Origin of the sequence: Pseudoalteromonas sp. XI10, assembly GCF_001469895.1 — a bacterium.
Taxonomy (GTDB): Bacteria; Pseudomonadota; Gammaproteobacteria; order Enterobacterales; family Alteromonadaceae; genus Pseudoalteromonas.
Window position 1 is genome coordinate 158,398 of the sequence record NZ_LOPY01000019.1, and the last position, 13,455, is coordinate 171,852.

Below are 13,455 nucleotides of genomic sequence, written 5' to 3' on the forward strand. Positions count from 1 at the left end.
TGTTAATATCATGTTATTGATAATAGGAAAGCTTAACCAATAAGCGCTAATAAAAATTCGGTTGACAATGAAACAAAATCGGCGTTTAAAATATATAGGGCTGTTCTTTATTGAGACAAAATTAAGCGATGGATATTCAAGAAATAATAAAAAAAGCTGGCGTAAATCAGCTAATTGCTGCATTTGATTTACTGCCAGATATCCTCTTTTGGGTAAAAGACACAGATAGTAGAATCTTGCATTGTAATCAGCATTTTATTGAGCATCAGGGTTATAAAACACTGGAGCAAATATTGCTAAAAACAGACTTCGATTTTTCGCCAAAGCACCTCGCGTTTCAATACGTCAATGACGATAAACGAGTGATGGAAGGCTATATAGTGACTGACCGTTTAGAGCTCAACCAAACCCAACAAGGTGAGCTTGGTTGGTTTTCTACATCAAAGCATGCTTTAAAAGATCACGATGGCAATGTGATTGGCACTTACGGAGTGACCCGACATTTACAAAAAACCTCAAAAGCGCTTTCACATGTAAGGGCAATTGAAGAGCCGGTAAAATTTATTCGCGAGCATTATCATCGTCAGATTAGCATTGATGAATTAGCAGAGCTTGCGCATTTGTCGGTAAGTGCTTTAGAGCGTCGTTTTAAAAAGCACTTAGCAAAAACACCTAATCAATTTATTAACGAAGTACGCCTCGAAAATGCCCGCAAGCTACTGATTGAAACGCAACTGCCCATTTCACAAGTGGCCTATCAGTGCGGGTTTTCTGAACCGAGTTACTTCAGTAAACAATTTCGGCGTTTGTTTGGCGAAATTCCCTCACAAATGCGCTCGCAATTAGGTGATTAAATTGCAGCTCTTGCCATTAAAATAGCCCCTTGCTCTGCACTGGCAAGGGCGGGGGTTAAATGCGCTTTACTGGCATCAGATAAGTAAAGCGTGATAGCACTAGCAATACCGCCCATCAAAGTAACGTTTTCAATAGCTTGTTTTTCAAAGTAAGTGATATAGCGGGTAATGTATGCGCACGCTTCATTGATTAATTGCTGACAAAAAGCATCGTCAGAATGGCTAAAAACGAGCGGCGCAAATTTGGCAAGCTCTGCAGGGCGCGCTGATATTAAACGCTGACTTAACGCTTGGCTTGAGTCGCAGTTAAGCTGGGTGAGTAGGGTATCTATTGCAGCTGAACTTTGCGCAACACCATCAAGCACTTCAAATGCTTTACGGCAAAGTTGTAAGCCTAACCAACCACCACTGGCACCATCGCTCAGTAATAATCCGTAACCACCTAATTCGCTAAATTGGTTTTGCTGCTGGTAGCCTGCGCAAAAGCCCGTACCAAGAATAATCACCGCACCATCATGGTGTTGATGTGCGCCTTTACAGGCAATCAGCATATCTGTTGACAAGGTAAACTTAGCAAAAGGGTGCTGCCATTTGGTCATAGCTTGGTAAGCTGAGTCGATATTGGCACCGGCAAGTCCTGCATGCGCATAAGTGTTTTTCAGCTCGCTTAAGGTAAGCCCTGCCTCACGAAAAGCAAGTTCAGTAGCGTGAAGTATTGATTCTTGGCTTTGTTGGCAGCTGGTGGCCACGTTTGCTGAGCCACTTATGGCTTCGCTAAGTAGTGAGCCGTTTTCGTTTTCTAAACGAACTTTACACTTACTGCCGCCGCCATCAATACCTAAAAAATACGTTGCCATGCTTAATCCTTTGAAAGAAGCTTATTGATAGCCTCAGCATTAATCGAACCATTTTCGTTGTGCACGCATGAGTGTACATGCACAGCCGCCTTTGCTGAATGGTTTTTTATTAATTGCCAAAGTGTTGCCGCGTTTTCTAAAGTAACGCCACCACCCATAACAATTTCTATCTGATTAGCGCTGTGCACTAAGTATGTGTTGAGCTGATTTAGACCATCTGCAGCACTTTGACCGCTTTGCCATGGCGTGCCTGCTGTTAAGATGCGGTCAACTCCTAAGCTAATCAGTTTATCAAGTGCGCTTAACGGGTTTGTAAGGGTATCGAATGCACGGTGAAAGGTCACCATCAGGCCATGCTGTTTGGCTGTGGCAACTAAAGAGCGGGTCACTTCTAAATCAAGTTCGCCGTGTTTAACTGCCCCAAATACCACGCCATGCGCTCCCGCATTCGCTGCCATTGTTATTTGTTTTTGCATTACGTTGTGACACTCAGCATTAACAAAAAAATTACCTGCTTCGGGGCGTATCATCACCACTAACTCTGCGCTATGAGTCAGGCTTTTTACAGCGCAATCAATTGCTTTAACACTTGGTGTTAGGCCACCTAGGTGTAAATTGCTGCACAATTCAAAGCGTTTTGCGCCTAAGTTACTAGCCACCGAAATGTTGTTAGTAAGCTGCTTAAAGCACCCTTCGTTTAGGCATACTTCAAGAAATTTACCATTGTTCATGGGCGTGTTTCTACCATATCTATTACACCTATTTTTTAGTTACTCAATTTGTGAGTGATTAGTAAATATATGAAATCGAAAATTCTTATTTATTATCAATATATTATATTTATTTTAAAGTTTGGTTTTCTGAGCCTGTTAACTCAAATTCGCTGAGCTTAACTATAATTCAGAAAATCTAAAAATGAATATAAAATATTCCTAACGCCGATTTTGTCATATCTCTCACCGAATTTTTATTATCACTTTTTGACCACTCACCCTATTCTGAATTTGAGTTTAACAAGCTGTTAACTACCAATAATCAGTTTAAAAACCGACAACAATAAATCGTTTTTGCAGGGGCTAAAGGCTCTTAAACAAAAACAGAACACACAACTGGAGATAGGCATGGGCAAGCAAACTGTAATAAAAACAAATGGGCAAGGAAGGCATTTTAAGCGTAATGCAATTTTGATTTCGCTACTGGCGGCCATCAATACAAGTTACGCGGCAGAGCAAGCAAATGATGATGTAGAAGTGATTGAAGTACGTGGTATTCGTTCTTCAACCGCAGAAAACTTAGCAATAAAACGACTTTCAACGGCAACAGTTGATGCAATCACCGCAGAGGATATTGGTAAGTTTCCTGATAAAAACGTCGCTGACTCATTGCAACGTGTATCGGGCGTTTTGATTGACCGCGACGGTGGCGAAGGTAGCCGCGTGAGTATTCGTGGTACGTCACCAGATTGGACTCTCACCCAATTAAACGGTAACTATATTGCTTCATCAGGTTCTGGTACTCCTACCCGTAGTTTTAATTACACGTTATTGCCTTCAAGCATGATCAAAAGTGTAGAAGTGTACAAAAGTGCAGAAGCACGCATCGATGAAGGCGGTATTGGTGGTACGGTTATTTTACACACCCGTAAACCGCTTGAGATGGAAGCAAACTCAGGGGCGTTAAGTGCAGAGGTGACTTACGATGATGTGTCTGAAGACACTAAGCCGCAAGTCAACGTGCTGTATTCTTGGAAAAATGACAACGAAAACTTTGGTGTACTGGCCGGTTTTACTCGTCAAGATCGCACCGTAACAACCATCACGAACAACGCATCACACTGGCGTTTTCACTCAGATACCGTTGAAGGTGCAGAGCGCCCGGCGCTGGTAGACCAAGCTACTGGCGAAGTGTACAACAATGTGTGGGCACCGCGTGCGATGAGTGTTAATAACTCAAACCAAGACCGTACACGCGATGGTTATCAAGTGGCTGTTCAGTGGGCACCGAGTGACAGACTTGATTTAAACTTTAACTATTTTGGTGCCAAGTTAGGCTACGACCAAACAGGGCAAAGCATTACTTTTGCCGAGTGGAACGATAACCACAACCCGTATTACGGCATTGTGCTTGATGGCGATACAGTGGTTGCCTACGGTAATGGCGATAATGGTTTACTCAATGATAATAACTGGGGTGATGCCGATGTAAATGGTGGTGTGGCTGTTCGCCGTGGTTTGTTATCGCCGCAGTTAACAGGGCGTGAGCGTTTTGGCGAGTCAAAATCAAATACCTATGATTTTGAAGGCACATATTATGGCGATACTTACAGTGTTACAGTAAAGTTTGGTCATACTGAAGCTGAAGGCGGTACTTCAAAAGAAACCTACGCCAATATTGATGCGCGTTTAGGCTCAGTAAACAGCTGGTTATGGTCAATTGAAAACGGTAAACCAAGCTACGAAGTGTCGACTGATTTAGCCACCGATAAAGAAGCATATCAATATTACGATTGGTTTGACTCATACTCATCTGAAAATGAAGACTCAGAAGATTATATTCAAACAGATGTAAAATTTGACCTTGATGGCAACTTTTTCACACGTGTCTATGTAGGTGCTAAATACCGCGACCACGAAATTAAAGGCATTCGTAACGACTTTCGTTGGGATGACGGTATAGCGGATAACGGTGGCTACCGCGGCTACCTACCAGGGACTGAGTGGTTCCATAATCCAGATTTTCACCCAGATGCACCAACATTGGTAAGCGACCATGTAGTTGATAACAGCGCGGGTGATACAGGCGCATTTAACTTTTTAGCGTTTGATTTTGGAGCCCTTGATAACTACTTAAAAGAAAACTTTAGCCAGACTGTAGTGCCAACACTTTCGGGCACCTACGCCCTTGAAGAGAAAATTTGGTCTGTTTACACCCAAGCTGATTTTGAATGGCAAGATTTCCGCGGTAATGTCGGTGTGCGTTATGTGAATACTGAACTAAGCACCTTGACCTACGATGATGTCATTGGTCAAGACGATGACGACACGGATCCAAACGAGCGCAGCAGCGATGGCAGTGAAGTATTACCAAGCTTTAACCTTGCATGGGATGCAACCGAAAATCTTGTGGTGCGATTTGCAGCAGCACGCACTATGGCAAGAGTGAGCTATTCAGACTTAAGCCAAGCAGAGTCATACGGTCCTCCAGTGAACATTAACTCGCCAGATTCATGGACTGGCCGTGGTAATGGCACCTCGGTAAACACAGGCCTTGAACCTATGTTATCTGACCAATTCGATTTAGGTATTGAATGGTATTACGGCGATGGCTCTGCACTGGGTGCGACATTATTCTCTAAAGATATTTCTAACTTACCAATCTCGACCGTAGAAATTGTAGAGCGTGAACACGATTGTTGTAACGGCCCAATCGAAGTCGAAATGAACACCAAAGTGGGTGGGGGTGATGCAAAATCAGAAGGTTTAGAGCTGTTCTTCCAGCACTCATTTGATAATGGTTTTGGTATTTTAACTAACTATACCTACACAGATACCAGCACCAGCGAAGTCTCGACAGACGGGCAAAAAACAGAGGCTGAAATACCAGGCACCGCTAAGCACCAATATAATGTGTCGGTGTACTTTGAGAATGACGACTTTAGTGTTCGTGCGTCGTATAACTGGAAAGATGACCGTGCCAACGGAATTCACCAAGGCTACAACTTATATACCAAAGACTATGGTCAGCTAGATGTGAATGCCTCGTATAACCTAACAGAGGATCTTTCGTTTACTGCGTCAGTGGTGAACCTAACGGAAGAAATAGAAGAAGGATATTGGAAACAAAGCAATCGCTTTACCTATAACCAATATTCAGGCCGCCGTTTTTACTTAGGCGCAAATTATAATTTCTAACCCAAGAGATGTTGTTTGTTGCAACCTAAAAAGGTACTTTTATTAGAGTACCTTTTTCTTTTTTAAGACAATAATGATTAAATTTGTAGCAGCTACAGAGCAAGACAAAGCTTATTTACTCGACTTAAGATTGAATACCATGGTTGAGCACTTAGAAAATCAGGGGTTATTTTTATCACTTGAGCAACATCAAGCAAGAGTGGCAGAGCATTTTGAGCACAGTCATTTAGTTTTAAATGATGGGCAATGTGTAGGCGCAGCCAAGTTCATCGTGAGTGACCAAGCAATCAGTTTATTACAGCTACAAATTGCACCTAAAGAGCAGGGCAAAGGGTTAGGCACTAAGGTGTTAGATGCACTAAAAGCACAAACAGCAGAGATTAATTTAACGGTGCTAAAAGCCAATCCAGCGTATGGGCTTTATCAACGGGCAGGGTTTAAAACTCTAGGCGAAGACGACTATGAGTTTCATATGCAGTGGCAGAAATAAAAAAGGGCGCTGTTAAAAAACTAAGCGCCCAATTTTGACTATTTCTTTTCTTCGTCAGGTAAGGTGACGTTTAGCTCAAGTACTGCTAAGTCATCTTCGTTTTGGTCAAACTGCACCTGAACTGCATCAGTGTTTACATTCACATATTTACGAATAACATCAAGGATGTCTTGTTTTAGCTGTGGTAAGTAATCTGGTGTACCACGCTGTGAACGTTCGTGCGCGACAATGATCTGCAATCGCTCTTTTGCTAATGACGCACTGCTTTTCTTTTCTGAGCGGAAGTAGTCAAGTAAAGACACATTAACCTCCAAAAATCCGTTTAAATAAGCCTTTTTTCTCTACGTCTAAGAAACGAAAATCAACAGTTTCGCCTAATAAACGATTGATTGCATCTGTGTATGCTTGGCCTGCATCCGATTCACCATCAAGGATAACCGGTTGACCAGAGTTCGATGCACTAAGTACAGCTTGTGATTCAGGAATAACGCCCAGCAGTTTAATCGCTAAGATTTCTTGTACGTCTTCTACCGAAAGCATTTCGCCTTTTTCAACACGCTCAGGATTATAGCGAGTTAATAGTAGATGTTCTTTTACGCTTTCAAGGCCTTCTTCAGCACGTTTTGATTTGCTGTGTAAAATGCCAAGAATACGGTCAGAGTCACGTACTGATGATACTTCTGGGTTCGTTGTTACAATCGCTTCATCAGCGAAGTACATTGCCATCATTGCACCAGCTTCGATACCCGCTGGAGAATCACACACAATGTAATCAAAATCTTTTTTCAGCTCGTTTAGTACGCGCTCAACACCGTCACGGGTTAGGGCGTCTTTATCACGGGTTTGTGAGGCAGGTAAAATATGTAGCTTATCAACGCGCTTATCTTTAATAAGTGCTTGATTTAAGTTAGCTTCGCCATTGATTACGTTTACGAAATCATAAACAACACGGCGTTCACAACCCATGATAAGGTCAAGATTACGTAGACCGATATCAAAGTCGATAATAACGGTTTTAAAGCCTTTAAGCGCTAAACCTGTGCCAATCGCAGCACTCGATGTGGTTTTACCAACACCACCTTTACCAGAAGTAACGACAATCACTTTTGCCATGAGATTTATCCTTTAACCAAAGCTGAAATTTCTAATGAATCATTTTTTTGTTGGATTTGTACTGCGCTGCCCCAGTGTTCACCTTGTAGAGAGTCGCTGATCCAATAACTACCATTAATCGAAACAAGTTCTGCTTCTAATTTTTGGCAAAATATATTTGCTTCGTTGTAACCTTTAGCCCCTGCAATTGCACGGCCGCGAAGGGTGCCATAAATGTGCACGTTGCCATCGCTAATCACTTCGGCGCCATGACTTACAGCACCAATTACGATTAGGTCGCGGTCTTTTGCATACACTTGCTGGCCCGAACGTACAGTGCCATGAATAACTTGCGCAGGCAGGTGAACGGTTTTTTCAACGATAGATGTATTTGTTTGTTGTTTAGCGGTTGCACCCTTAACGTCTTGTGAATAATTTAACACCGACAGGCCCGCAGCTTTTGCGCTTTCGTTTTGCTCTTGAGAGCCATTACAAACCCCAACAGGGTTTAACGAAAGGCCGCTTAACATTGATTTTAAGAAAGAGAAATCAAGCGCTTCATCTTGTACGTCGCTTAAGTTTTGTACGTCGCTTAAGTTGATTACGATAGGCGCACCGGCAAAAAACTTAGGTGCTTGGGCGATTTTCTCATCTAACTGCTTACTTAAAAGGGCTGTATCTGCTGAAAATAAATGTAAAACAGATAACGTAAAAAGGTTCCCTTTTAATTCAAAAATTTGTTCCGACATACACGCTCAATTGAATTGTCTGGATTAGCATTATTTAAGTATAAACACAGGCTGAACAAGGCATATACAGTAAAAATCTAATCTATTTTTTCTAACTTATTATATCACTCATGTTATAGTGTGCGCCTTCGTTAAGCAAGATATTATAGGGCCATAATGCTAACTGCGGTGTATAAAAGTATTAAAAAAGCGGATACATACCTTTTTGTAGAAAAAAGAGATGATTTCTCACGCGTACCTGAACCATTACTAGAAACGTTTGGTCAACCTAAGTACGTGATGATGATTAATCTAGCAAGCCGCGAAAAGTTAGGTGTGGCAGACTTAGACGCGGTTAAGCAAGCGTTAATTGACCAAGGGTTCTACTTGCAATTACCTCCGCCGGAAGAAAATCTGTTAACCCAATTTAAAAAAGACAAGGGAGTTGAGAGTGATTAAAAAACTTGCCGTCATTTTACTCAGTGCTTCACTAAGTACTTCAGTATTGGCAGAACAAAAGACACAAGCTGATTTTGACGTTTACGTTGCAGCATTAAAAAAAGAAGCACTTGAAAAAGGCTATGATGAAGCCTTAGTTGATCAAGCACTTGCAACAGCTAAATTCAAAAAGAAAGTGATCTCAGCTGATAAAAATCAGCCAGAAGTAAAAGAAACCCTCGAAACTTATTTACCAAAACGTGTGCCGCAATGGAAAATTGACCGCGCGCGTAAGTTATACAAAGAAAACCAAGACGTTCTTGAAAAAGTAGCCAAAGAATACGGCGTTCAGGCACGTTTTATTGTTGCACTTTGGGGCCTTGAAAGTAACTTTGGTAAAATCCAAGGTGGTCATAGTGTAATTGCATCATTAGTTACACTTGCTTTTGATGGTCGCCGCGAAACCATGTATAAAAACCAACTTTGGGCAGCGCTTGATATCTTAAAAGAGGGCCACATTACCCTAGATAAGTTCAAAGGCTCTTGGGCTGGTGCAATGGGGCAAACGCAGTTTATGCCAACATCATTTAACGCTTACGCTGTTGATTACAACGGTGATGGCCGCAAAGACATTTGGACCACAGAAGAAGACGCATTCGCTTCAATTGCTAACTACCTTAAACAAGCAGGTTGGAACGATGATTTAACCTGGGGTCGCCAAGTTAAATTACCTGAAGGCTTTGATAACGCAAATATTCTTAAGCGTGGCACTAGAACACGCAGCCAATGGTTAGAGTATTGGAAAGATTCAGAGCGCAGCCTTGCTGATTGGCAAGCAATCGGTGTTCGTAAAATGGATGGTAGCGACCTACCAAACGTTGATGTTACCGCCGCAATGGTAATGCCAGATGACGTAAACGGCCGTATGTATCTAGCCTACGATAACTACAAAGCACTTATGCACTGGAATCGCTCGTATTACTTTGCAACCAGTGTTGGTTACTTATCAGATCGCATCGGTTACCCAGCGATTAAGTAATTGATTAATAAAAGTTAGCAAGGTCCAAGGGTAAAGCTACAAGTTTTACCCGAGCAACTTGCTAACTTATTCGGCGTTAAAACGCCTCCTACAAACTCGCAAACTTTTCCATCGATAAAACATTTAAACGTTTATATTGAGTGCTTTTTGCAGTGCATCAGCGTCTTTACAGCCAAGGTATATGTTTTTTCCGTCATTTAAAGTTATTTTAACGGCTTGTCCAACTGACGCATTGTATAACCAGCCATCGTTTAGCATACGAATGCCAATCCCTTGATACCACTTTGTTTTGTAAACTGAGGTCTGTGCAATCTGAGATAATTCAACATCTTTGCTAATAATCCCAAACCCAAAATACCAACGAAGCGTTTGCTCATCGATGACTATTGTGAGCGAAAAGAACAACAAAGTAACAACCAGGTTTATCGATAATATAATTATTTTGAGGTCAGCCAGTTCAGGGGATAAAATTACAAAGGCACTAATTACTAATAAAATAATAATTAACGAGTAATTTATTTCTGTCTCTTTATACATAGCTTAATATCCATTTAAGTCAGAACGTAAATAAACGCTTAGTTATTAGTATAGCAAAGGCAAGTTTAGTTATGATTATCCATTCAAAACGCGCTAAAGCACGACCTACAAGAGTGCGCGCGAAACAAGTTTCATGGTAACGATGAATCCCGTAGGAACGGCTTCAGCAGTGAACCTCAAATATTCGGCGTTAAAACGCCTCCTACAAACTTTACTCTTGTAACTCGAAACTTTCCCCTTGAAACTCGCTAACTTATTCCCCTTTACCCGGCTTTTTCAAAATCTTGTCTTTAAAATCAAGTACCTTGCCAATGCCAGAACCCAGTTTCATTAGGCTTTGAAGTTGCTCAGGGCTTAAGCGTTGTAGCTCTGCTGACCATTTGGTTACAGTTTCCAGTAGGTCATGAATTTCTTGCATTTGCTGTTGAGCAAAGCGCTCATCATCATTGTGGGCTTCTTCTAAAATGTTATCGCGAAGCAGGCTAAGGGTTGGGTCTATCTCGCGCTTTTTACGCTCTTCGAATACGCGGTTGGCCATATCCCAAATGCTGCCAGCAGGGCCGTAGTATTCTTTACGGTCACCCGGAATATGATGCACTTTAATTAAGCGCCAAGACTGTAGCTCTTTAATGCCCATACTGACGTTTCCGCGCGAGATACTTAAAGTATCGGCAATTTCATTGGCGGTCATAGGCTCTTTAGTAATGGTTAATAATCCACACATTTGACCAATGGTGCGGTTAAAGCCCCAACGGCTACCCATTTCACCGCAGTGCATAACAAAAGCTAAGTTTTTTTCAGATAGGCTCATAATTTTTAGTATTCAAAAATTTCAGAAATTAAATGCTAGCACGCTCGGGGTATAACTAAAAGAAATAGCCACTATGCAATCTGCTACTACTAAAGTATAGATACGCCATATTTAAAATTTAAGTTATTGAATTTAAAGTGTAGTTTAATTAAATGCCGCAGTGGTTAGCTATTTGATGTGGATCAATAATAGTGACAGTTAATAAGTTTATCGTATAGGCTGAAATCCAATAATACCATGGAGGAACGTTATGAAAGCTGCAGTAAATAAAGAGTACAAAGGTAAATTAACTATCGAAGATATCCCATGCCCAGAGGTGGGAATTAACGATGTGCTAGTTAAAATTGCCGCGTGTGGGGTGTGCCACACAGATTTACATGCTTGTCATGGAGATTGGCCCGTCAAACCGAAAATGCCATTAGTACCGGGCCATGAAGGGGTAGGTACTATCGAAAAAGTAGGTGCAAACATTAAACACTTATCAGTAGGCGACCGTGTCGGTGTTCCTTGGTTATATAGTGCCTGTGGTCATTGTGAGTTTTGTTTAGAAGGCAAAGAAACCTTATGCCTTGAGCAGCACAACACAGGGTATTCAGTTGATGGTGGTTACGCCGAGTACTGTGTAGCCCATGGTGATTACGTGGTTAAAATTCCTGAAGGATTAGGCTTTGCAGAAGCCGCACCTTTGTTTTGTGCGGGGGTTACAACCTATAAAGCGCTTAAAGTGACTGATGCAAAAGCGGGTGATTGGGTGGCAATTGTCGGTGTTGGCGGCCTAGGTCATTTGGCAGTGCAGTACGCAAAAGCAATGGGCTTTAATGTGATTGCCGTTGATACCGGCGAGAGCAAGTTGGCACTAGCCAAAGAGCTTGGCGCAGACATCACCATCGACTTTATGAAGCAAGTGCCTTCAGAAACCATTTTTGAACAAGTGGGTGGGGCACATGGTGTTGTGTGTACGGCCGTATCAAAACCTGGTTTTGAGCAAGCTTATAAAAGCGTACGCCGTGGCGGTAAATGCGTACTTGTAGGTTTACCACCAGAAGATATGCCATTGCCAATTTTCGACACCGTGTTAAATGGGGTGTCTGTTGTAGGCTCAATTGTTGGTACGCGTAAAGACTTACAAGAATGCCTCGACTTTGCTGCTAAAGGTAAAGTTAAAGCAATTATTGAAGAAAAACGCCTCGAAGATATCAACGATATATTTGACGACATGCTAAAAGGCGATATCACAGGCCGAATCGTGATGACGCTTTAAGCTGAGTCAGTTAACGCTGTCAGGTTTGTTGAGTAATCAATTGAACCTGACAGTTTTTTATATGCTAAAAAGCAGGGTACAGTAACTCTTTATTGCCTCTAGATGAGTTAACGTAATTACTCTATAGGTCTGCTTTGAGCGATCCGATACAGTGCTATGCATTTAATGCTATTGGCTAAACTCCATAAATCTGACATACCACTAACTTTTATGTCATTACCAATATAAGGAACTGTGTAAATATATAGTTTTCTTGTTGTGCTTCCATATTCAAGAAAACAAGCTACGAGCGTATTTTATTTTTCTGAGTCTCTCTACTATTAATAAAAAATTATAGTTGGTAATACATTACGTTATTTGTTAAGAATAGATTTATTAATACATGATCGTGACATCTGCAGAAAGATGCGCGAAGCGTGCAATATAAAAATTATTATACGTCGAACAGGCATCACGGATGATTTTTAATAAATTCATGAGAGTATTCAAAGAAACGAAAGGGATGCCAAAGTTGTTCCAGTTTCAGCATATACTTAACTCAATAACATATTCACTGATAGTACTTTTTGCTTTCTGGCCTTGGCCAAACGGAGAGTATTCGTTGAATGGGCGCAGCCTTACTTACCAAGAATTTTGGTTAACAGGCTTGGCACCTGGTTTCCTATTATTTTGCATACTAATCATTGCAATTTGCTTCGCTTCAGTGAATAAACACTGGGCTGGCCGTGTAGGTACTTTTTTATACTGGGCATCTATTATTGCTTTCATGTCTTTTTATTCTTTAACTGGGGTAGTAATAGGTGGGGCAATAATTGCTTCTTGGGCGTACTATGTGTTCTATAGTACTGGCATGAGGCAGTTTTTTGCTCAGTCAAAAGTATAACAAACAAATTATGGTACTAGCTACCGCTCGTTGGGACGCAAAACCTTGGTGTGCGCTCTAGGGACTAATTTTAACCAAGCACAACAACACATAGTTTTTCGTTATCTACCTAGAGAGAGCCTGAATTAAATGGATTCATTGAGCAAGCTTCAAGAAAAAAATAGAATCCACTCTAAGCATCAGCGTAATGCTAGCTGGAGCACAGTTTGGGTGTTTTTACTAATGAGCCCATTGTTGTCTAGCTATGGGAGCGAATTTTACTTTTCTGTGATAAAAAACATTCAAATTGAGGCTCCGCACCCATTTAAAGTCTTATTTGGCTCGTTATGTTTTGGTTTACCTTTATTAGCTATCGGTGACTGTATTCTTTTCAAGCGCGTTAATAAATTACTTCTTTTAATTATCGCAGAAGCTTGGTTCATCTGGTTTTGGGTTGTTAATCCATTATCTTGGTTGGCTTTTTTACCATTGATTCCTGCATTTGTTATATTGCAAATACAACTCCCTCAAATAAGAACAGGTAAGTAAAGGGGTTATAACAAGACAGTAAGTGG

The 13,455-nt window shown here is 41.3% G+C and carries 15 protein-coding genes; 8 read left to right on the forward strand and 7 right to left on the reverse strand.

Going from position 1 to position 13,455, the window contains the following annotated elements; translation table 11 throughout:
* Positions 1 to 128: 128 nt before the first annotated feature.
* On the forward strand, positions 129 to 854 hold the full coding sequence (locus tag AUR67_RS03810) for an AraC family transcriptional regulator (protein ID WP_054552042.1): 726 nt from the start codon (positions 129 to 131) through the stop codon (positions 852 to 854).
* On the opposite strand, the gene AUR67_RS03815 is transcribed toward AUR67_RS03810, so the two are convergent.
* Both AUR67_RS03815 and AUR67_RS03820 read right to left on the reverse strand, forming a co-directional pair.
* Entirely contained in the window at positions 851 to 1,711 is an 861-nt protein-coding gene (locus AUR67_RS03815) for a BadF/BadG/BcrA/BcrD ATPase family protein (protein ID WP_058584188.1), read from the reverse strand. The two genes, AUR67_RS03810 and AUR67_RS03815, sit on opposite strands and share 4 nt — an antisense overlap.
* Before the next feature lie 2 nt (positions 1,712 to 1,713).
* Positions 1,714 to 2,442 (reverse strand): copper homeostasis protein CutC, encoded by a 729-nt coding sequence (locus tag AUR67_RS03820; protein ID WP_058584189.1) that lies wholly within the window; start codon positions 2,440 to 2,442, stop codon positions 1,714 to 1,716.
* Positions 2,443 to 2,832: 390 nt separating this feature from the next.
* Between AUR67_RS03820 and AUR67_RS03825 the strand changes: the two genes are divergently transcribed.
* Positions 2,833 to 5,622, forward strand: coding sequence for a TonB-dependent receptor (locus AUR67_RS03825; protein WP_058584190.1), 2,790 nt, complete (start codon positions 2,833 to 2,835; stop codon positions 5,620 to 5,622).
* Positions 5,623 to 5,695: 73 nt separating this feature from the next.
* Positions 5,696 to 6,112, forward strand: coding sequence for a GNAT family N-acetyltransferase (locus AUR67_RS03830; protein WP_054563857.1), 417 nt, complete (start codon positions 5,696 to 5,698; stop codon positions 6,110 to 6,112).
* A gap of 38 nt (positions 6,113 to 6,150) precedes the next feature.
* Here AUR67_RS03830 and minE read toward each other — a convergent pair whose 3' ends face one another.
* Genes minE through minC form a run of 3 tightly spaced genes read right to left on the reverse strand, consistent with a single transcriptional unit; the run spans position 6,151 to position 7,953 of the window.
* Positions 6,151 to 6,414 carry a cell division topological specificity factor MinE gene (gene minE / locus AUR67_RS03835; RefSeq protein WP_054552047.1) on the reverse strand — a complete coding sequence of 88 codons (264 nt, stop codon included), beginning with the start codon at positions 6,412 to 6,414 and terminating at the stop codon, positions 6,151 to 6,153.
* Position 6,415: 1 nt separating this feature from the next.
* The gene (gene minD, locus AUR67_RS03840) at positions 6,416 to 7,225 is read right to left on the reverse strand and encodes a septum site-determining protein MinD (RefSeq protein WP_054552048.1); all 810 of its coding nucleotides are present in this window, start codon (positions 7,223 to 7,225) and stop codon (positions 6,416 to 6,418) included.
* 5 nt (positions 7,226 to 7,230) lie between these two features.
* A complete protein-coding gene (gene minC, locus AUR67_RS03845; RefSeq protein WP_058584191.1) occupies positions 7,231 to 7,953 on the reverse strand; it encodes a septum site-determining protein MinC in 723 nt (240 codons plus the stop codon).
* A gap of 156 nt (positions 7,954 to 8,109) precedes the next feature.
* Between minC and AUR67_RS03850 the strand changes: the two genes are divergently transcribed.
* Complete coding sequence (locus AUR67_RS03850) at positions 8,110 to 8,391, forward strand: YcgL domain-containing protein (RefSeq protein WP_054552050.1); 282 nt, start codon at positions 8,110 to 8,112, stop codon at positions 8,389 to 8,391.
* A complete protein-coding gene (locus tag AUR67_RS03855; RefSeq protein ID WP_058584192.1) occupies positions 8,384 to 9,409 on the forward strand; it encodes a lytic transglycosylase domain-containing protein in 1,026 nt (341 codons plus the stop codon). The genes AUR67_RS03850 and AUR67_RS03855 overlap by 8 nt, the downstream gene beginning before the upstream one ends.
* 123 nt (positions 9,410 to 9,532) lie before the next feature.
* Here the strand turns inward: AUR67_RS03855 and AUR67_RS03860 are convergent, their stop codons facing one another.
* Both AUR67_RS03860 and AUR67_RS03865 read right to left on the reverse strand, forming a co-directional pair.
* Positions 9,533 to 9,946, reverse strand: coding sequence for a hypothetical protein (locus AUR67_RS03860; protein WP_058584193.1), 414 nt, complete (start codon positions 9,944 to 9,946; stop codon positions 9,533 to 9,535).
* A gap of 253 nt (positions 9,947 to 10,199) precedes the next feature.
* Positions 10,200 to 10,757, reverse strand: coding sequence for a GbsR/MarR family transcriptional regulator (locus AUR67_RS03865; RefSeq protein ID WP_054552053.1), 558 nt, complete (start codon positions 10,755 to 10,757; stop codon positions 10,200 to 10,202).
* A gap of 250 nt (positions 10,758 to 11,007) precedes the next feature.
* Between AUR67_RS03865 and adhP the strand changes: the two genes are divergently transcribed.
* From adhP to AUR67_RS03880, 3 genes are all read left to right on the forward strand, one after another.
* A complete protein-coding gene (adhP, locus tag AUR67_RS03870; RefSeq protein WP_054563854.1) occupies positions 11,008 to 12,018 on the forward strand; it encodes an alcohol dehydrogenase AdhP in 1,011 nt (336 codons plus the stop codon).
* Positions 12,019 to 12,475: 457 nt separating this feature from the next.
* Entirely contained in the window at positions 12,476 to 12,901 is a 426-nt protein-coding gene (locus tag AUR67_RS03875) for a hypothetical protein (protein WP_058584194.1), read from the forward strand.
* A 129-nt stretch (positions 12,902 to 13,030) separates the two neighbouring features.
* Positions 13,031 to 13,429, forward strand: a complete 399-nt coding sequence (locus AUR67_RS03880; protein ID WP_058584195.1) for a hypothetical protein — start codon at positions 13,031 to 13,033, stop codon at positions 13,427 to 13,429.
* The last annotated feature ends 26 nt before the right edge of the window (positions 13,430 to 13,455 follow it).